This window comes from Ectopseudomonas oleovorans (genome assembly GCF_003052605.1).
In the GTDB taxonomy this organism is placed as follows: domain Bacteria; phylum Pseudomonadota; class Gammaproteobacteria; order Pseudomonadales; family Pseudomonadaceae; genus Aquipseudomonas; species Aquipseudomonas oleovorans_A.
Genome location: NZ_QASO01000105.1, coordinates 1 through 18,483, shown reverse-complemented (window position 1 = coordinate 18,483; position 18,483 = coordinate 1). Strand labels below are relative to the sequence as shown.

Genomic DNA, 18,483 nt, shown 5'->3' with positions numbered 1-18,483 from the left:
GAAAACGGGGCGCCATTGTAGCGATTCCGTTGCCGGCGTGCCGTTGTCGTCGATCATTGGTGGCGCTGGACGCGGAGCGTGGGAACGATCAACGGCGAGCTAATGTAGCGGAGGCGATGCTGCCGTGCCCGGCTGGCGATGATTGGTGTGCGGGACGCGGAGCGTCCGGGGAGGCGTTCCCACGCGGAGCGTGGGAACGATCAGGCGGGTTGATCAGGCGAAGTAGGCCAGCTTGACGATGAACAGCGCCGAGAGCACCCACATCGCCGGGTTCAGTTCGCGCCAGCGGCCAGCCAGTACCTTGACCGCCGTCCAGGCGATGAAACCGAAGGCGATGCCATTGGCGATGGAGAAGGTCAGCGGCATGGCCAGGGCAGCGACCACCACCGGGGCGGCGACGGTGAGGTCGTCCCAGTCGATCTGCGCCAGGCTGCTCATCATCAGTACGGCGACGAACAGCAGCGCCGGGGCGGTGGCGTAGGCCGGCACCGAGCCGGCCAGCGGGGCGAAGAACAGGCTGAGCAGAAACAGCGCGGCGACCACGCACGCGGTCAGGCCGGTACGCCCACCGGCACTGATGCCGGCGGCGGATTCGATATAGCTGGTGGTGGTGCTGGTGCCCAGCGCGGCGCCGGCCATGGTCGCGGTGCTGTCGGCCAGCAGGGCGCGGCCCAGGCGCGGCATCTTGCCGTCCTTGTCCAACAGGTCGGCTTTCTGCGCCACGCCCACCAGGGTGCCGGAGGTGTCGAACAGGTCGACGAAGAGGAAGGCGAAGATCACGCTGATCAGGCCGATATCCAGCGCGCCGGCAATATCCAGTTGCAGCAGGGTCGGCATCAGCGACGGCGGCATCGAGACCACGCCCGGCAGTTCGGACAAGCCGAGTGCGATGGACAGGCCGGTGACCAGCAGAATGCCGATCATCACGGCGCCGGTGACCTTGCGATAGGCCAGCGCGGCGATGACGAAAAAGCCCAGGCAGGCCAGCAGCGCGCCGCCCTTGCTCATGTCGCCCAGGCCGACGAGAGTGGCCGGGTGATCGACCACGATGCCGGCGTTTTTCAGCGCGATGATCGCCAGGAACAGGCCGATGCCGGCGGCGATGCCGGCGCGCAGGGCCAGAGGGATGCTGTTGATGATCCACTCGCGGATTCTGAAGATCGACAGCAGGAAGAAGATTACGCCGGAGAGAAACACCGCGCCCAGGGCGGTCTGCCAGCTGTAGCCCATGGTCATGACCACGGTGTAGGTGAAGAAGGCGTTGAGGCCCATGCCCGGCGCCAGGGCAATCGGGTAGTTGGCTAAAAGACCCATCACCAGCGAGCCGATGGCGGCGGCCAGGCAGGTGGCGACGAACACCGCGCCATGATCCATGCCGGTCTCGGCGAGCATGTTGGGGTTGACGAAGAGGATGTAGGCCATGGTCAGGAAAGTGGTGACCCCGGCCAGAACCTCGGTGCGCACCGTGGTGTTGTGGGCGTTGAGTTGGAACAGTCTTTCCAGCATGGAGGCTCCCCCGAGGCGCGAACGCGCCGAAATTGGTCTGCAGAAAGCAAAGCACATTCGTCCGCATGAGCTGGGAAAATGGCTCGATTTCGCAAAAGCCGCGCATCATACCAGCAAGGTTTTGCCGGGTGAATTTATGGCCTTTTCAGCCTTTTCATGACCGGGTAGACAGTTTTGCCCTGGCTGTGTCGGGTATATCGCTACAAGCAGGCCAAGGGGCAATGCCGATCAGATAAGCTTGCCAAAGCGGTCTTTCGTAGGAGCCCCGCCCCGGGGCGAAGCTTTTCAATCGCGTATCGCCCTGGTTCGCGGCGGGGCGCCGCTCTTCCCCATTGGCAGCGTCGACGCTTAACTGACAGACATTAGGCCAAGGGGCACCTGACGGGCTCAGTGATCCTCGCTTTCGCGCGCCAGTAACTGCCGCTTGCGCTGTATCCCCCAGCGATAACCACTGAGCTGGCCATCACTGGCCACCACGCGGTGGCACGGCAGCAGCAGGGCGATGGCATTGCTGGCGCAGGCGCGCGCCACCGCACGCGGGTGGCTGTGCAGTTGCTCGGCCAGTTCGGCATAGCTGCGCGTCTCTGCGCAGGGAATATTCTGCAGCGCTTGCCAGACGCGCAGCTGAAACGCCGTGCCGCGTATGTCCAGTGGCAGATGGGCGGCGCGCTGCGGTTCTGCGAGTTGCTCCAGCACCTGCTGCAGCCAGTCACGCAGGCCCGCGGCATCCTCTTCGAGCTGCGCTGCGGCAAAGCGCTGCTGCAGTTCGCTGCGCAGGTGTTGCGGTTCATCGGCAAACAGCAGGGCACAAACACCGCGCTCGCTGGTGGCCAGCAGCACCTGGCCGAGTGGGCAGGGGGCAATGGTGTAGCGCAGGCGTTCCCCAGCGCCCTGCTGGCGGCGGCGGGCCGGGCTCATGGCCTGTGGCTGGGCATAGAGGGCGCGGGTGCCGCCATAGCCGGCGGCCAGCGCTGCGTCGAGCACGCTAGCTGCCTGTGGCAGATGGGTTTCCAGGCGTTGCCGGCGCAGAGCGGCGGCCCAGGCATTGGGTGTCATGCCCGTGCGCGCCTTGAATGCACGGGCCAGGTGCGAGGCTGACAGGCCGATACGCGCCGCCAGCTGCGGCAGGGTCAGGCGTTGTTCGCCGCTGAGCAGATCACAGGCTGCGGCGACCAGCGCATCGAGCTGCTGCGCCGGGCTCTGGCCTTGCGGCGAGCAGCGTTTGCACGGGCGAAAGCCGGCTGTCTCGGCGCTGGCTGCGTCAAGGTGAAAGCTGACGTTATCGCGCCTTGGGCGCCGCGCCGGGCAACTGGGCCGGCAATAGATACCCGTGCTGCCGACGGCGAAGACGAAACGCCCGTCGAACGCCGCGTCGCGCTCGCAGACGGCTTGCCAGCAGCGTGCCTGGTCGAGCATGAGGCGAACCTTTCTGGTGAGGATGACAGCACCGATTGTCGGTTGCGCCTGTCGAGCTGCCAATCCGTATTGCACTTTCAAACCCCGGATCGGGTCATTTGTACGGGGGCCTGAGCATAAACAGCGTTCAGCACCTTTAATGATGAGCAGGCAGATGCCGAAGGAGATCGCCATGCGCGGGATGCTCGATAGGCCGGAGCAGGAACTGATTCTGGTGGTGGACGATGCCGTGGATGCGCGCCAGCGCCTGGGGGCGCTGCTGGCTGATCGTTATCAGGTGAGCCTGGTTGGCAATGATGAGGCACTGCAGGCGGCCAGGGCGCAACCGCAACCGGATCTGATCCTGCTTGGCTGGCAGGATGACTATGCATTGTGCCGCAAGCTCTGCGGCGATCCTCAAACCCGCCATATCCCACTGATTCTGGTGACCGGGCGCAGCGATGTTGCCGACGAGCAACTGGGCTTCGACCTCGGCGCCGCGGACTACATCACCAAGCCGGTCAGCCCGCCCATCTTGCTCGCCCGCGTGCGGGCGCAACTGCAGCTCAAGGCCGCTACCGACTACCTGCGTGACAAGAGCGAATACCTGGAACTCGAGGTCAAGCGGCGCACGCGCGATATCCAGCGCCTGCAGGATGTCACCATTGAGGCTATGGCCAGCGTTGCCGTGATGCGCGACAACCCGCGCAGCAGTCGTCTGGAACGTATCGAACGCTACATGACCTGCCTGGCTGCTGCGTTTGCACGGCAGCAGCCGGCCTTGTCAGCGTCGCTGAGCGGGGCGCGTATTGCCCAGTTGGGCAAGTCGGCCAGGCTGCATGTGATCGACCGGCTGATCCTGCCTGATCGCGTGCTGCTCAGCCATGGCGAGCCGGACGAAAATGACCTGCGCCTGCTGCGCGAGGGTGTGATCGCCGGGCGTGATGCGCTCGAACGTGCCGAGCGCAAGCTGGGCAGCATCACCGACTTTCTCTCTGACGCCAAGGACATCGTCTACAGCCAGCATGAGCGCTGGGATGGCCAGGGCTATCCGCAGGGGCTGAGCGGTGAGCAGATTCCATTGTCGGCACGGCTGATGGCGCTGGTCGGGTACTTCGAGGAGCTGACCTGTCAGCATGCCTATCTGCCGTCGATCAGCCCGGAACAGGCCGTTTCGCGGATTTGCGCCGCCAGCGGCACGCGCTTCGATCCCATGGTGGTGTTGGCTTTCGTCGAAGTGACGGCGGAGTTCCTGCAGATCGCCGCAACCCTGGCCGACGACGCTGCCGCGGTGGAAGTCGAGTTGCAGCGCCTGGAGGACTCGCTGGCGGAAAACATCGAGCTGACTCTGCCAGCGGCGCCATGACACGGCGCTGGCGGCAGGTCGTGTCAAGGCGATCAGTCGGCGATGCATTCGACATGATGGCAGGCCACCTGCCGTGCATCGAGCAGGCGCAGTTCGGGGCGTTCGCCCCGGCAGCGTTCGTCGGCATGCGGGCAGCGCTTGTGGAAGGCGCAGCCGGATGGCGGATTCAGCGGGTTGGGCAGCTCACCGCTGATTTTCAGTCGAGGCTTGTCCGGATCAGGGTGAATCGCCGGTGTCGCTGACAGCAGGGCTCGGGTGTAGGGGTGCAGTGGGCGGGCGTAGAGCGCTGCGGCCGGGCCCATTTCCACCGGACGCCCGAGGTACATCACCAGCACGTCGTCGGCGACATGGCGCACCACCGCGAGGTTGTGCGAGATGAACACGTAGCCGGTGGCGAACTGCCCCTGCAAGTCCATGAACAGGTTGAGCACCTGCGCCTGGATCGACACATCCAGCGCCGAGGTCGGTTCATCCGCCACCAGCACCTTGGGCTGCAGCATCATGGCGCGGGCCAGGGCGATGCGTTGGCGCTGGCCGCCGGAGAACATGTGCGGGTAGCGCGCATAATGTTCGGGGCGCAGGCCCACCTGCTGCATCATCGCCTGCACCCTGTCGCGGCGTTCGGCGCGCGACAGCTCGGTGTTGATCAGCAGTGGTTCGGCCAGTTGATCGCCGATCTTCTGCCGCGGGTTGAGTGAGGCGTAGGGATTCTGGAACACCATCTGCACGTCGCGGCGCAGTTGTTTGCGCTCGGCCTTGCTGGCGCCGGCCACCTCGCGCCCGGCGATCTGCAGGCTGCCGCTGCTGGGGTCTTCGATCAGGGTCAGGGCGCGGGCCAGGGTGGATTTGCCGCAGCCGGACTCGCCGACCACTGCCAGAGTCCTGCCGGCCTGCAGACTGAAGGACACGCCGTTGAGCGCCTGCACCGTGGCCGCTGGCTTGAACAGGCCGCGCGAGACGCTGTAGTGACGGGTCAGCTCATGGGCTTGCAGTACGGTACTCATCAGGCCACCTCCGCCGTGGGGTGAAGAGGAAAGAAGCAACGTGCGGCGCCACGTTCGTGTGCCTCCAAGGGCGGGCGTTCGTCACGGCAACGCGATTGTACGTAGGGGCAGCGTGGTGATAGCAGGCAGCCTCGTGGGCGGTCGTAACGACCGGGGACGATGCCGGGCAGGGTGGCCAGGCGGCTGGCGCCTGCGCTGTGTTCCGGGATGGCCTTGAGCAGCGCCTCGGTATAAGGATGGCTGGGCGCATCGAACAAGGTCGGTACCTGGCCCAGCTCCACTGCCTGGCCGGCGTACATCACGCACACGCGCTGAGCGGTTTCGGCCACCACGGCCAAATCGTGAGTGATCAGCACCAGCGCCATACCCTGATCGCGCTGCAGATCCAGCAGCAGCTCCATGATCTGCGCCTGGATGGTCACGTCCAGCGCGGTGGTCGGCTCGTCGGCGATCAGCAGCTTGGGTTCGGCGGCAATCGCCATGGCGATCGCCACGCGCTGACTCATGCCGCCGGAAAGCTGGTGTGGGTAGGCATCGAGGCGGCTGGCAGCGCCGGGAATCTCGACCCGCTCCAGCAGCTCCAGGGCACGGGCGCGCGCCGCCTTGCCTTTCAGACCAAGGTGCTGGCGCAGCACCTCCTCGATCTGGAAACCCACGGTGTAACTGGGGTTGAGGGCGGTCATCGGGTCCTGGAAGACCATGGCCAGGTCCTTGCCGACGATATGCCGGCGCTGGCGGCCTTTCAGGCGCAGCATGTCGGTGCCGTCGAACTGCATGCAGTCGGCCTGAACGATGCCGGGGGCGTCGATCAGGCCCATCAGGGCCATCATCGTCACCGACTTGCCCGAACCGGACTCGCCGACGATGGCCAGCACTTCGCCCTTTTCCACGGACAGGTCGAGACCATCGACCACCGGCACGGCATCGGCAGTGCCGAAACGGACGGAGAGATTGCGGATATTCAGCAGGCTCATTGCGGATTCCTCACTGCGCATTCTTCAGCTTAGGATCGAGCGCATCACGCAGGCCGTCCCCCATCAGGTTGATCGCCAGCACGCTGAGCAGAATTGCCAGGCCGGGCAGCGTCACCACCCACCAGGCGCGTTCGATGTAGTCGCGCGCCGAGGCCAGCATGGTGCCCCACTCGGGCGTCGGCGGTTGTACGCCGAGGCCGAGAAAGCCCAGCGCGGCGGCGTCGAGAATCGCCGAGGAAAAGCTCAGGGTGGCCTGCACGATCAACGGCGCCATGCAGTTGGGCAGCACGGTGATGAACATCAGTCGGGGCAGGCTGGCACCGGCCAGTTGCGCGGCGGTGACGTAGTCGCGGTTCAGCTCGCCCATCACCGCTGCGCGGGTCAGGCGCACGTAGGACGGCAGCGAGACGATGGCGATGGCGAAGATGGTGTTGATCAGCCCAGGGCCGAGGATGGCGACGATGGCCACCGCCAACAGCAGCGACGGCAACGCCAGCATGATGTCCATCAGGCGCATGATGCCGGGGCCGAGCAGGCGCGGGAAAAAGCCGGCGACCAGCCCCAGGAGGATGCCGGGAATCAGCGACAGCAGCACAGACGCCAGACCGATCAGCAGCGACAGGCGGGCACCGTGGATCAGGCGCGAGAGCAGGTCGCGGCCCAGCTCGTCGGTGCCGAGCAGGAAGCGCCACTGGCCACCGTCCAGCCAGACCGGCGGGGTGAGCAGGAAGTCGCGGTACTGCTCGCTCGGGTCATGTGGTGCGACCCAGGGGGCGAACAGTGCGCAGAACACCATCAGCAGCATGAACGCCAGGCCGGCGACCGCGCCCTTGTTATGGCTGAAGGCTTGCCAGAATTCTTTCAGCGGCGAGGGGTAGAGCAGGCTCTGGTCGAGGCTGGTGGCTGCAGTCATGGGCGTGCCCCCTGGGTAGGGTGCGCTGTGCGCACCGATGGTTGGTCGCCGCTATTGGTGCGCACGGCCTGGGTGGCCCCGCGACACCCTAGGGTCTGTCGATTCATCACGCCTTCCTTACTTCTGATGGCGAATGCGTGGATTGGCCAGGCCATAGAGAATGTCCACGATGAAGTTGACCAGGATCACCAGGCAGGCGATCAGCAGGATGCCGTTCTGCACCACCGGGTAGTCGCGGGCGCCGATGGCTTCGATCAGCCATTTGCCGATACCCGGCCAGGAGAAGATGGTTTCGGTCAGTACCGCGCCGGCCAGCAGGGCGCCGACCTGCAGGCCGAACACCGTCAGCACCGGGATCAAGGCATTGCGCAGGCCGTGCACGAAGACCACGCGTGCCGGCGACAAGCCCTTGGCCCGCGCGGTGCGGATGTAGTCCTCGCGCAGCACTTCGAGCATCGCCGAGCGAGTCATCCGCGCGATCACCGCCAGCGGGATGGTGCCGAGCACGATAGCCGGCAGGATCAGATGGCGCAGGGCATCGGTGAAGGCACCGGGCTCGTCGGCGAGCAGGGTGTCGATCAGCATGAAGCCGGTCACCGGCGGGATGTCGTAGAGCAGGTCGATGCGCCCGGAGACCGGCGTCCAGCCCAGGCCGACCGAGAAGAACATGATCAGCAGCAGGCCCCACCAGAAGATCGGCATGGAATAGCCGGTCAGCGAGATGCCCATCACCCCATGGTCGAACAGCGAACCGCGCTTGAGGGCGGCGATTACCCCGGCGATCACACCGAGGGTGCCGGCGAACAGCAGGGCAGCCAGTGCCAGTTCGACGGTGGCGGGAAACAGGGTGAGAAACTCTTTCCACACGCTTTCACGCGAGCGCAGTGACTCGCCCAGATTGCCGCTGGCGAGCTGACCGATGTAGTCGAAATACTGCGCATACAGGGGCTTGTTCAGCCCCAGGCGCTCCATGGCCTGAGCGTGCATTTCCGGGTCTACGCGGCGCTCACCCATCATCACCTCCACCGGGTCACCGGGGATCAGGCGGATCAGCGCGAACGTCAGCAGGGTGACGCCGAAGAAGGTGGGGATCAGCAGCCCCAGGCGTCTGGCGATAAAGGACAGCATCAAGCGGTTCTACTCCGTGGCGGGATGCGGGTGCCGGACGGCGTGGTCTGGCGTTGTTTTAGGCAGGGCGTAGCCGAGAGGTGGCCGCTCTCTGCTGGGTCTGAGCAGTGTGGGAGGGGCTTCAGCCGCGAGCTTGTCGCCGCTAAAGCGCTTCCCACAAGCGTGGTGTCGCGAGGGGTCATGGCAGTTTCACTCGGGCGAAATTGTTCGAGCCCATCGGGCTGAGCACGAAACCCTCGACGCCTTTGCGCAGGGTGACGAACTGCTTGGGATGGGCCAGGGCGATCCAGGGCGCCTGCTGATGGAAGATCGCCAGGGCCTGACGATACAGCACGGCGCGTTTTTCCTGCTCGGCTTCCTGGCGCGCCTGGCGAATCAAGTCGTCGAACTGCTCGTCGCACCAGCCCGCCTGGTTCTCGCCGCTCTTGGCGGCGGCGCAGGACAGGTTGGGGGTGAGGAAGTTGTCCGGGTCGCCGTTGTCGCCGGCCCAGCCCATGAACACCAGGTCGTGCTCGCCGTTCTTGGCACGCTTGATCAGCTCACCCCACTCGAACACGCGAATGTCGCTGCGAATGCCGATGGCGGCGAGATCGGCCTGCAGCATCTGTGCGCCAATACCAGGGTTGGGGTTGGTTGGCCCGCCACCGGGGCGCGTCCAGATCGACAGGGCGAAGCCATCGGCGTGGCCCGCCTCGGCCAGCAGTTGGCGGGCGCGCCCGGGGTCATGCGGCCAGTCCTGCAGCTCGGCATCGTGGCCCCACAACGTCGCCGGGTAGGGCGCTACGGCCGGCGTGGCGTTGCCTTCGCCATATTGCGCGCGGATGTAGGCGGCCTTGTCGAAGGCCAGGTTCAGCGCCTGGCGCACGCGCACATCGTCTAGCGGCGGGTGGCGGGTGTTGATGCCGATATAGGCGGTGAGCAGCGAATCCAGCTCCAGCACCTGCAGCTTCGCGTCGGCCTTGAGGGCGGGAATGTCCACCGGGCGCGGGTAGAGGGCGATCTGGCAGTCGCCGGCCTTGAGCCGTTGCTGGCGCACGTTGGGCTCGGGGGTGATGGCCAGCACCAGGCGCTCGACCTGCGGTGCGCCGTCCCAGTGGTCGGGGTTGCCGCGAAAGCGCACCTGGGCGTCCTTGGCGTAACGCTCGAAGATGAAAGGCCCGGTGCCGATGGGTGCATTGTTCAGACGTTCGGGTTGGTTCGTTGCGAGCAGGTGGTCGGCGTACTCGGCCGAATAGATCGAGGCGAAGCCCATGGCCAGGTTGGCCAGGAAGGGCGCCTCCGGGTGTTTGAGGACGAAGCGCACGCGGTGCTCGTCGAGTTTCTCCACGCGCTCGATCAACTGCGCCAGGCCCATGGCCTCGGCGTAGGGAAAGCCACGCAGCGACAGCTTGTGCCAGGGATGCGCCGGGTCGAGCTGGCGCTGGAAGCTCCACAGCACGTCGTCGGCGTTGAACGCGCGGCTCGGGGTAAAGCCCTGGTTGGCGTGGAATTTCACCCCCTGGCGCAGGGTGAAGCTGTAGCTCAGGCCGTCGGCGGAGATTTCCCAGCTCTGCGCCAGCGCCGGCACCACTTCGGTGCTGCCAGGGGCGAAGGCCACCAGGCGCTCGAACAGGGTCTCGGCCGTGGCGTCGGCGGTGGTCGCCGCGGTGTACTGGACGATATCGAAACCTTCCGGGCTGGCCTCGGTGCAGACCACCAGGCTGTCCGCCGCCTGAGCGTGAACGCAGAGCAGCGCGACCAGCAGCAGGCCGCCGCGGAGAAAGGGCATGGGTGACATGGAAACTCCTGAGCTGGGTAGAGGCGGCGCACCCGCAGGCGCGCCGCCTGCCATCACTTGGCTATTCCTACACCATAGAAGGAGTTGAGTGCGAACGGGCTGATGCGGAAGTCCTGCACTTCCTTGCGCATCGGCTGGTACACGGTGGAGTGGGCCAGCGGGGTGATCGGCACCTCACGCTTGAGGATCACCTGCGCCTGCTTATACAGCTCGGTGCGTTCGGCCACGTCGGTGGTGCGCTTGGCGGCCTTGACCAGCTTGTCGTAGTCCTCGAAGCACCATTTGGAGAAGTTGTTGCCGTCGACCGCGTCGCAGCCATAGAGGGTGCCGAGCCAGTTGTCCGGGTCACCGTTGTCGCCGCTCCAGCCGATCAGCATGGCGTCGTGCTCGCCGGCCTTGGCGCGCTTGAGGTATTCGCCCCATTCGTAGCTGACGATGCGCGCCTGGATGCCGATCTTGGCCCAGTCGGCCTGCAGCATCTCGGCGATCTGCCTGGCGTTGGGGTTGTACGGGCGCTGCACCGGCATGGCCCACAGGGTGATCTCGGTACCTTCCTTGACGCCGGCGGCCTTGAGCAGCTCCTTGGCCTTTTCCGGGTCGAAGGCCGGGTCCTTGATGTCTTCGTTATACGACCACTGGGTCGGCGGCATGCCATTGACGGCCAACTGCCCGGCGTTCTGGTAAACGGCGTCGAGAATTGCCTGCTTGTTCACCGCCATGTCCAGCGCCTGGCGCACTTCCAGTTTGTCGAACGGCGGGTGGGTGAGGTTGTAGGCGATGTAGCCGACGTTGAAGCCGGCCTGCTCGGGCATCTGTAGCTTGGCATCCTGCTTTAGCGAGGCGATGTCGGCCGGGCGCGGGAACAGGGTCACGTGGCATTCGCCGGCCTTGAGTTTCTGCATGCGCACCGAGGCGTCGGTGTTGATGGCGAAGATCAGGTTGTCGATCTTCACATCCTCGGGCTTCCAGTAGTCCGGGTTGCCCTTGTAGCGGATCACCGCGTCCTTCTGGTAACGGCTGAACACGAAGGGGCCGGTGCCGATGGGCTTCTGGTTGATGTCGGCGGCCTTGCCTGCCGTCCGCAACTGGTCGGCGTATTCGGCGGACTGGATCGAGGCAAAACTCATCGCCAGGTTCTGCACGAAGGCAGCGTCCACCTCGTTGAGGGTGAAACGCACGGTCATGTCATCGAGCTTTTCCAGCTTGGCGATGTTGCTGTCCATGCCCATGTCGGTGAAGTAGGGGAACTCGCTGGGGTAGGCCTTGCGGAACGGGTGATCCTTGTCGAGCATGCGCTCGAAGGTGAACAGCACGTCGTCGGCGTTGAAGGTGCGGCTGGGCGTGAAGTACTCGGTGGCGTGGAACTTCACCCCGGGGCGCAGCTTGAAGGTGTAGACCAGGCCATCCTCGGACACCTCCCAGCTTTGTGCCAGACCAGGTTCGACCTTGGTACCGCCGCGCTCGAATTGGGTCAGGCGGTTGAAGATGGTTTCCGCAGCGGCGTCGAAATCTGTACCGGTGGTGTACAGGCCGGGGTCGAAGCCGGCGGGGCTGCCTTCGGAGCAGAACACCAGGTTGGCGGCGCTGGCGAGGGGGGCGCTGGCGATCAGCCCAGCGGTAAGCAAAGCCTGGATAAGGGCGTTCTTGCGCATCATGACCTCTTCATTTTTGTGCTTTTGGTCGAGGAGCTCCTTATGGGAGCCTCCTGGCAAGCTATGCAGGGCATGTGCCTGAGGCAAGTGCGTTTTCGAGGCAAACAAGCTTAGCGCTACAGCGTTATAAGTCGCTGTCGCATTTATGAAAATATGCAGGGAAAAGATGGCAAAAAGCCGTTATCTGCCGATAACGGCGCTGCTTTGTTGCGGAGCGTGATTCAGGGCATCTGCACTTCGATGACGCCGTCGGCGCTGACCGTGACCTGGCTGGTGCCGGCTTCGATTTGCGGCGTGGGGGCTGCGTCCATCATCGCCATGCCCTTGGCTTCGAAGTTGCGCATGGCCATTGGCGGCTGGAAACCACCGGTGTTGAGGTTCAGGCTGACCAGCTTGTAGCCCTTGCCGCCAAGCGCTTCGGTGGCCAGTTGCGCGCGTGCCCTGAAGGCATTCACGGCGTCCTTGAGCATGGCATCTTCGCGGGTCTTGCGGGTGTCGGTGGCGATGCTGAAATCCATGCCGGCCATCTTCATCGATTGCAGCAATTCACCGGTCAATGCGGAAAGCCGGGCGAAGTCGGCGCTTTCCAGGCGCACCTCGGCGCGCTCGCGCCAGGCGGTGATCTTCTGGCCCTTGTCGTCGCCCTTGTTTTCAGAATAAACCGGGTAGCTGTGACGGCTGCCGAGCTTGACCGAAACACCACGCACCTGGCGCACCTGCTCCAGTGTCTGATTCAGGGTGGTGGTGATCTCGGCGGCCAGTTTGGCCGGGTCGGCGTGCTGCGCTTCGGTGTAGAGGGTGACGTGCATCAGATCGTGTGCCACTTCCTGGTTGACCTCGGCGCGCAGGGCGATCTGGTTGTAACGCGCCTCGGCGGCCAGCAGGCCGGTGCTGGCCAGGCTGGCGGCGGTGAGGGCGAGGGCGGTGGCGATACGGGTCATGGTGCGCATGGTGCGGTTCCTTTTTCGATGGCCTTTTGGCCGTTTAGCGTGAAAGTCGCGTAGCGACGCCCTCATTGCTGCCCTTCTCCCTCCGGGAGGCAGCTCCCGCTCCCGGCGGGAGTTCTGCATTCACCACATCCCTGTGGATCAAGGTGGCGCGAAGCGCCGGATGAGGGAGGGCATGCTGCGTGCTTTCATTATTCGGGAAGCCGCTCGCGGCAAGCCCGTTCCCGAGGTTAGACGAAGGCGAGTAGCGACCCGGGTTAATGCCGCTACAACTTTTTTCATCCAGGGCGTTGTTGAGGTATGCGGCCGGTTGCCGCAGCGGCGCAAGGCCGCAGCAGGCTTGGTTATACTCGGCGCAACCATTGGAGTCGCCATGCTCGAACCCGTTCAGCTGCTTTCTGCCAGTCGCCAGAACCTCTGGCGCCTGACGCTTATCCGTATTCTGGTGCTGGCCGCTCAGGCTGGCTCGGTCGGGCTCGCTTACAAGTCCGGCATGCTACCGCTGCCCTGGCTGCAGTTGTCAGTCACTCTCGGCATTTCCCTGCTGTTGTGCCTGGGCACGGCCTTGCGCCTGCGTGGGCCTTGGCCGGTGACCGAGGTGGAATATGCTGTACAACTGGCCTGTGACCTGATCATCCACAGCGTGCTGCTGTATTACTCGGGGGGCTCGACCAACCCCTTCGTGTCCTATTACCTGGTGCCACTGACCATCGCCGCAGCGACCCTGCCGTGGATGTTCACCATCGTCCTCGCGGGCCTGGCGCTGGCCGGTTACACCCTGCTGCTGGTGTGGACGCACCCGCTCGAATTGCCGGCGGCGCGTGAGAGCCTGCTGGTCTACGGCATGTGGCTGAGTTTCGCCCTGTCTGCGGCACTGATCACCTTCTTCGTTGCCAAGATGGCCGAGGAGCTGCGCCGCCAGGACGAGCTGCGCGCCGAACGGCGTGAGGAAAGCCTGCGTGACCAGCAGCTATTGGCCGTGGCCACTCAGGCCGCTGGCGCCGCCCATGAGCTGGGTACGCCGCTGGGCACCATGAGCGTGCTGCTCAAGGAGCTGCGCCAGGAATATCGCGACAAACCGGCGCTGCAGGATGACCTGGCCCTGCTGCAGGAGCAGGTGAAACTGTGCAAGTTCACCCTGCAGCAACTGGTGCGCGCCGCCGAGAACGATCGGCGTCAGGCAGTGGTCGAGCAGTCCTGCGTCGAATGGTTGGAAACCACCCTCAATCGCTGGCACCTGATGCGTCCCGAGGCCAGCTACCGCTATCAATGCCTGGGCCGCGGCACGCCACCGCGCATCATGCCACCGGCCGATCTCACCCAGGCGCTGCTCAACCTGCTCAACAACGCCGCCGATGCCTGCCCGGACAAACTCGACATTCGCCTGGACTGGGACCACCAGTGGCTGCGCCTGAGCATCCGCGATCACGGCGCCGGCGTGCCGCTGGCCATCGCCGAGCAGCTTGGCCGGCCCTTCTTCACCACCAAGGGCAAGGGCTTTGGTCTGGGGCTGTTCCTCAGCCAGGCCAGCGTGACCCGAGCCGGTGGTACGGTTAAGTTGTATAACCATGAAGCAGGCGGCACCCTTACCGAATTGAAGTTGCCGCGAGCCTATGGCGTGGCCTGACAAGGAAAACCCAGCATGAGCGACGAATCCCTGTTCGAAGGCGAAGAGCAGCCCCATCTGCTGCTGGTCGATGACGACCCCACCTTTACCCGCGTGATGGCGCGTGCCATGAGCCGCCGCGGTCTGCGCGTATCCACCGCCTCCAGCGCCGTAGAAGGCCTGGCCCTGGCCAAGGACGACCTGCCGGATTACGCCGTGGTCGACCTTAAGATGGAGGGCGACTCCGGTCTGGTGCTGCTGCCCAAGCTGCTTGAGCTGGACGCCGAGATGCGTGTGGTGATCCTCACCGGCTATTCGAGCATCGCCACCGCGGTGGAGGCGATCAAGCGTGGCGCGGCCAACTACCTGTGCAAACCGGCCGATGCCGACGACGTGCTCACGGCGCTGCTTTCCGAGCATGCCGACCTCGACAGCCTGGTGCCGGACAACCCCATGTCGGTGGACCGCCTGCAGTGGGAGCACATCCAGCGTGTGCTGGCCGAACACGAGGGCAACATCTCCGCCACTGCCCGCGCCCTGGGCATGCATCGCCGCACCCTGCAGCGCAAATTGCAGAAGCGTCCTGTTCGCCGCTGAGCCCTGGTATGCCTGAGCCCACCCTACCATTGCGTAGCTTTTGCCAATGGCGAAGTAAGCTCTGACCCGTAGGGTGGGCTTCAGCCCGCCAGGGGGGCAGGCCGCAAGATGGGCTTGAGTTCATCAACGCGGGTTCGCGTGGGCTGAAGCGGATCGCCGCCTGACCCATCCTACAACTGCGCGGTTTTTGCCCATGGCAGATAAATACTTAGCCAGCTAACATAGGTCGTCAGACAACCTGCTGGTGTCGCCATGCTCGCCGTCGCTGCACAAACCCTTGCCATCACCGCGCCCGTGTTCGCCATGCTGTTTCTCGGCGTTGCACTCAAACGCCTGCGCTGGATCGATACGCCCTTCATCGATACCGCTTCGAGCCTGGTGTTTCGCGGCACCATGCCGACCCTGCTGTTTCTCGGTGTGTTCAAGGCGGACCTGGATGCGGCCATGCAGCCGCAACTACTGTCCTACTTCTTCCTGGCCACCGTGGCGTCGTTCTTCGTCGCCTGGGCCTGGGCGATCTGGCGGGTGCCGTTCGAGGATCGTGGCATCTACACCCAGGGGGCCTTCCGCGGTAACAACGGTATCGTCGGCCTGGCGCTGGCCACCAGCATGTATGGTGACTATGGCCTGTCAGTCGGCTCGTTGCTCGCCGCACTGGCGATCCTCTGCTACAACGCGCTCTCGGCCGTCGTGTTGGCCATCTACAGCTCGGGCGTGAAACCCGGTGCCAAGGCCATTGCGCGCAGCATCGTGACCAACCCGATGATCATTGGCGTACTGCTGGCGGTACCGATTGCCTACTGGAAAATTTCGCTGCCGCAGTGGTTCCTGACCTCGGCCGAGTACTTCGCGCAGATGACCCTGCCGCTGGCGCTGATCTGCATTGGCGGCACCCTGAGCCTGGCGTCGTTGCGACGCAGTAGCGGCACGGCCATCGGTTCGGGCCTGATGAAGATGGTCTGGTTGCCGCTGCTGAGCACCTTCGGCGCCTGGCTGTTCGGCTTTCGTGGGGCGGATCTGGCGATCCTGTTTCTCTATTTCGCCAGCCCGACGGCGGCGGCCAGCTTCGTCATGGCCCGTGCGGTGGGCGCCAACCATGAGCTGGCGGCAGCCATCATCGTCATCACCACCCTGGCGGCGGTGGTCACCACCAACATTGGCCTGCTATTGCTGCAGTGGGGTGGCTGGATCTAGCAGGCCGTTGAAAAACTACCTACGTTGCCATTGCTGCGTTAAAAACAGCCTCGCGTGCGAGCCCAGGCTAGGCGCCCCCGTCAAAAATGCTCATTTACAACACGTAAAGTCGGACGCGACCCCGGTCGTTTTTCGGCTGTTTTTGCGGGGCCGCCATCGGTATTGCACTGGCTGCCTCGGCTCGGGCTTCCTGCTTCGCTCTACCTCCTGCATCCATGCAGTCGTCGCCTACGTTTTTCAACGGCCTGCTAGCTCGTCCTTCAGGGTTCGGTTTGCCGGCGATTAACGGATCGCCGGCAAGCCAGCTCCTACGAGGCGTTGTTCTGGTACTCGTCGATCACTTCCTGTGCCGCGCGGAAGGCATCGATGCTGGCTGGCACGCCGGCATACACCGCGCAGTGCAGCAGGGTTTCGCGAATTTCCTCCACCGTGCAGCCGTTGTTCAGCGCGCCGCGCACGTGGCCCTTGAGTTCCTGCGGGCATTTCAGCGCGGTCAACGCCGCCAGGGTGATCAGGCTGCGGGTCGCGCGCGGCAGGCCGCTGCGCGTCCACACGCCGCCCCAGGCATGCTCGTTGACGAAGTCCTGCAGCGGCTGGGTGAACTCGGTGGCGTTGCCCAGGGCGCGGTCGACGAACGCGTCGCCCATCACCTCACGCCGTACCTGCACACCGCGATCATGGTTATCACTCATGCTCATACCTGCTCGCCGCGTTGTTTGTGCCAGGCGCGTGCGGCAATGACCACCAGGGTGACGGCGGTCAATGGCAGCACGTAACCCAGCATGGCTTCGCCCATCACGTCAGCGAAGGGACGCCCCGTGGAAGACAGGATCAGGTAGAGGGTGTAGGCCACGTAATACGCCAGAAACAGCAGGCCTTCCCAACGGTTGATGCGGTAACCGGCGAAGAAGATCGGCAGGCATGCAACGGCGACGGCAATCATGACCGGGAAATCGAACGCCAGGGCATTGGACGACACCGAAATGGCGGCCGGCGAGACCAGCGAGGCCAGGCCCAGCACGCAGAGCAGGTTGAAAATGTTGCTGCCGACGATATTGCCCACGGCGATATCGCGCTCACCCTTGATGGCGGCGAGAATCGAGGTGGCCAACTCCGGCAACGAGGTGCCGACCGCAACGACGGTCAAACCGATGACCAGCTCGGAAATGCCCAGTGCCCGTGCCAGTGTCACAGCGCCTTCGACCAGGAAGTTAGAGCCGGTAACCAGCAGCACCAGGCCAGCGATGATCAGGCCCAGATTGATGGCCCAGGCGTAGGGCTTGGGCGCCTCGTCGAGACCGAATTCCTTGGCGAACTCGTCATCCTCGCCGTCCTTGTCCTTGCGCGCGTTAAAGATTAGGAAGCCGGTATAGGCCAGCACGCCGGCGAACAGCAAGGCGCCATCGAAACGGCTCAGTTCCCCATCCCAGGCCAGGCCGAAGGTGACCAGGCTGGCGCCGATCATGATGGGCACGTCGAGGCGAATGAGCTGGCGTGAGACAACCAGCGGTGCGACCAGAGCGGTCACGCCCAGAATCAGCAGAACGTTGGCGATGTTGCTGCCGATCACGTTACCGATGGCCAGGTCGCCGCTGCCGTTGAAGGCCGATTGCACGCTGACCGCCGTTTCCGGCGCGCTGGTGCCGAAGGCCACCACGGTCAGGCCAATGATCAGTGGCGGGATGCCGAACTGTGCGGCCAGCTTGGCTGCACCGCGTACCAGCACTTCGGCGCCAGCGACCAGCAGCACCAGGCCTGCGATCAGGTAAACGAAGGTCATCAGAGTCATTGCAGGGGAGCTCCAGAAAAAGTGCGGCTAGTGTAGCGATGGCATTGTTGGCCGCTAGAGGGTGCAGAAAGATTTTGTTGCCAATTGTTGGTCAGTCCAGTGTTTCGACCCGTACCGGCACCACGCCGGCGCGCAGCATGTCCAGGCGTACTGCTGCCGCACGGGAAACGTCGATGATGCGCCCGCGCACGAAGGGGCCACGGTCGTTGATGCGCAGCACCACGCTGCGCGCGTTGTTCAGGTTGGTCACCCGCACGCGGGTGCCGAAGGGCAGGCTGCGATGCGCCGCGGTCAGCGCGTGCTGATCGAAGCGCTCGCCGCTGGCGGTGCGCTGGCCGTGGTGGCGATCACCGTAGTAGGAGGCCTTGCCGGTTTCGCTGCTGCCCGAGCCGCCGCCGAAGGTCGAGCAGCCGCCGAGCAGGGCGAGTGTGCCTAACAGAGCAAACGCCGGTAGCCCAATGAGATGGACTCCTCCCTCCTACGGCGTCATTGCGCCAGACTGTAGGTTACGAAACAAACAATCCCGGAGGGGGAGCCCGCATGAAACTTAAACGCATAGGCGTGGATTTGGCAAAGCAGGTTTTTCAAGTTCATGGTGTCGACAGCCATGAGCAGGTCAAATGCCGCAAGCAACT

General features: G+C 64.5%; 17 protein-coding genes. 5 read left to right on the top strand and 12 right to left on the bottom strand.

Going from position 1 to position 18,483, the window contains the following annotated elements:
- Positions 1-213 precede the first annotated feature (213 nt).
- On the bottom strand, positions 214-1,506 hold the full coding sequence (locus tag DBO86_RS17215) for an NCS2 family permease (protein WP_108234318.1): 1,293 nt from the start codon (positions 1,504-1,506) through the stop codon (positions 214-216).
- Between the two features lie 387 nt (positions 1,507-1,893).
- Positions 1,894-2,922, bottom strand: coding sequence for a bifunctional DNA-binding transcriptional regulator/O6-methylguanine-DNA methyltransferase Ada (gene ada, locus DBO86_RS17205; RefSeq protein WP_108234317.1), 1,029 nt, complete (start codon positions 2,920-2,922; stop codon positions 1,894-1,896).
- A 172-nt stretch (positions 2,923-3,094) separates the two neighbouring features.
- Between ada and DBO86_RS17200 the strand changes: the two genes are divergently transcribed.
- Positions 3,095-4,267, top strand: coding sequence for an HD domain-containing phosphohydrolase (locus DBO86_RS17200; RefSeq protein WP_108234353.1), 1,173 nt, complete (start codon positions 3,095-3,097; stop codon positions 4,265-4,267).
- Positions 4,268-4,299: 32 nt separating this feature from the next.
- Here DBO86_RS17200 and DBO86_RS17195 read toward each other — a convergent pair whose 3' ends face one another.
- From DBO86_RS17195 to DBO86_RS17165, 7 genes are all read right to left on the bottom strand, one after another.
- A complete protein-coding gene (locus DBO86_RS17195; protein WP_108234316.1) occupies positions 4,300-5,271 on the bottom strand; it encodes a peptide ABC transporter ATP-binding protein in 972 nt (323 codons plus the stop codon).
- A complete protein-coding gene (locus DBO86_RS17190; protein ID WP_108234315.1) occupies positions 5,271-6,245 on the bottom strand; it encodes an ABC transporter ATP-binding protein in 975 nt (324 codons plus the stop codon). The genes DBO86_RS17195 and DBO86_RS17190 overlap by 1 nt, the downstream gene beginning before the upstream one ends.
- Before the next feature lie 10 nt (positions 6,246-6,255).
- Positions 6,256-7,158 (bottom strand): ABC transporter permease subunit, encoded by a 903-nt coding sequence (locus tag DBO86_RS17185; RefSeq protein WP_108234314.1) that lies wholly within the window; start codon positions 7,156-7,158, stop codon positions 6,256-6,258.
- Positions 7,159-7,275: 117 nt separating this feature from the next.
- Entirely contained in the window at positions 7,276-8,286 is a 1,011-nt protein-coding gene (locus DBO86_RS17180) for an ABC transporter permease subunit (protein ID WP_108234313.1), read from the bottom strand.
- A 178-nt stretch (positions 8,287-8,464) separates the two neighbouring features.
- The gene (locus DBO86_RS17175; protein WP_208630486.1) at positions 8,465-10,063 is read right to left on the bottom strand and encodes an ABC transporter substrate-binding protein; all 1,599 of its coding nucleotides are present in this window, start codon (positions 10,061-10,063) and stop codon (positions 8,465-8,467) included.
- Positions 10,064-10,116: 53 nt separating this feature from the next.
- Positions 10,117-11,715, bottom strand: a complete 1,599-nt coding sequence (locus DBO86_RS17170) for an ABC transporter substrate-binding protein (protein WP_108234352.1) — start codon at positions 11,713-11,715, stop codon at positions 10,117-10,119.
- Positions 11,716-11,936: 221 nt separating this feature from the next.
- Positions 11,937-12,665, bottom strand: a complete 729-nt coding sequence (locus DBO86_RS17165) for an SIMPL domain-containing protein (RefSeq protein ID WP_108234311.1) — start codon at positions 12,663-12,665, stop codon at positions 11,937-11,939.
- Positions 12,666-13,035: 370 nt separating this feature from the next.
- On the opposite strand from DBO86_RS17165, the gene DBO86_RS17155 reads away from it, so the two are divergent.
- The 3 genes from DBO86_RS17155 (at position 13,036) to DBO86_RS17145 (ending at position 16,059) form a co-directional block, all read left to right on the top strand.
- Entirely contained in the window at positions 13,036-14,289 is a 1,254-nt protein-coding gene (locus tag DBO86_RS17155; protein ID WP_004424838.1) for an ATP-binding protein, read from the top strand.
- Between the two features lie 15 nt (positions 14,290-14,304).
- The gene (locus DBO86_RS17150) at positions 14,305-14,865 is read left to right on the top strand and encodes a response regulator transcription factor (RefSeq protein ID WP_104728198.1); all 561 of its coding nucleotides are present in this window, start codon (positions 14,305-14,307) and stop codon (positions 14,863-14,865) included.
- Between the two features lie 252 nt (positions 14,866-15,117).
- Positions 15,118-16,059 carry an AEC family transporter gene (locus tag DBO86_RS17145; RefSeq protein WP_108234310.1) on the top strand — a complete coding sequence of 314 codons (942 nt, stop codon included), beginning with the start codon at positions 15,118-15,120 and terminating at the stop codon, positions 16,057-16,059.
- A gap of 308 nt (positions 16,060-16,367) precedes the next feature.
- Here DBO86_RS17145 and DBO86_RS17140 read toward each other — a convergent pair whose 3' ends face one another.
- The 3 genes from DBO86_RS17140 to DBO86_RS17130 form a co-directional block, all read right to left on the bottom strand.
- Positions 16,368-16,751 (bottom strand): carboxymuconolactone decarboxylase family protein, encoded by a 384-nt coding sequence (locus tag DBO86_RS17140; RefSeq protein ID WP_104728200.1) that lies wholly within the window; start codon positions 16,749-16,751, stop codon positions 16,368-16,370.
- A gap of 2 nt (positions 16,752-16,753) precedes the next feature.
- Complete coding sequence (locus DBO86_RS17135) at positions 16,754-17,848, bottom strand: calcium/sodium antiporter (RefSeq protein WP_108234309.1); 1,095 nt, start codon at positions 17,846-17,848, stop codon at positions 16,754-16,756.
- 91 nt (positions 17,849-17,939) lie between these two features.
- A complete protein-coding gene (locus tag DBO86_RS17130) occupies positions 17,940-18,308 on the bottom strand; it encodes a septal ring lytic transglycosylase RlpA family protein (protein ID WP_108234308.1) in 369 nt (122 codons plus the stop codon).
- Between the two features lie 80 nt (positions 18,309-18,388).
- Between DBO86_RS17130 and DBO86_RS26810 the strand changes: the two genes are divergently transcribed.
- On the top strand, positions 18,389-18,483 hold a 95-nt coding region (locus tag DBO86_RS26810; protein ID WP_244185501.1), incomplete at its 3' end, for a hypothetical protein.

What these genes read in the sequence shown, in the direction of transcription:
- DBO86_RS17215 (WP_108234318.1), bottom strand. Translation starts at nt 1,506, where the DNA reads ATGCTGGAAAGACTGTTCCAACTCAACGCCCACAACACCACGGTGCGC.
- ada (WP_108234317.1), bottom strand. Translation starts at nt 2,922, where the DNA reads ATGCTCGACCAGGCACGCTGCTGGCAAGCCGTCTGCGAGCGCGACGCG.
- DBO86_RS17200 (WP_108234353.1), top strand. Translation starts at nt 3,095, where the DNA reads ATGCGCGGGATGCTCGATAGGCCGGAGCAGGAACTGATTCTGGTGGTG.
- DBO86_RS17195 (WP_108234316.1), bottom strand. Translation starts at nt 5,271, where the DNA reads ATGAGTACCGTACTGCAAGCCCATGAGCTGACCCGTCACTACAGCGTC.
- DBO86_RS17190 (WP_108234315.1), bottom strand. Translation starts at nt 6,245, where the DNA reads ATGAGCCTGCTGAATATCCGCAATCTCTCCGTCCGTTTCGGCACTGCC.
- DBO86_RS17185 (WP_108234314.1), bottom strand. Translation starts at nt 7,158, where the DNA reads ATGACTGCAGCCACCAGCCTCGACCAGAGCCTGCTCTACCCCTCGCCG.
- DBO86_RS17180 (WP_108234313.1), bottom strand. Translation starts at nt 8,286, where the DNA reads ATGCTGTCCTTTATCGCCAGACGCCTGGGGCTGCTGATCCCCACCTTC.
- DBO86_RS17175 (WP_208630486.1), bottom strand. Translation starts at nt 10,063, where the DNA reads ATGTCACCCATGCCCTTTCTCCGCGGCGGCCTGCTGCTGGTCGCGCTG.
- DBO86_RS17170 (WP_108234352.1), bottom strand. Translation starts at nt 11,715, where the DNA reads ATGCGCAAGAACGCCCTTATCCAGGCTTTGCTTACCGCTGGGCTGATC.
- DBO86_RS17165 (WP_108234311.1), bottom strand. Translation starts at nt 12,665, where the DNA reads ATGCGCACCATGACCCGTATCGCCACCGCCCTCGCCCTCACCGCCGCC.
- DBO86_RS17155 (WP_004424838.1), top strand. Translation starts at nt 13,036, where the DNA reads ATGCTCGAACCCGTTCAGCTGCTTTCTGCCAGTCGCCAGAACCTCTGG.
- DBO86_RS17150 (WP_104728198.1), top strand. Translation starts at nt 14,305, where the DNA reads ATGAGCGACGAATCCCTGTTCGAAGGCGAAGAGCAGCCCCATCTGCTG.
- DBO86_RS17145 (WP_108234310.1), top strand. Translation starts at nt 15,118, where the DNA reads ATGCTCGCCGTCGCTGCACAAACCCTTGCCATCACCGCGCCCGTGTTC.
- DBO86_RS17140 (WP_104728200.1), bottom strand. Translation starts at nt 16,751, where the DNA reads ATGAGTGATAACCATGATCGCGGTGTGCAGGTACGGCGTGAGGTGATG.
- DBO86_RS17135 (WP_108234309.1), bottom strand. Translation starts at nt 17,848, where the DNA reads ATGACTCTGATGACCTTCGTTTACCTGATCGCAGGCCTGGTGCTGCTG.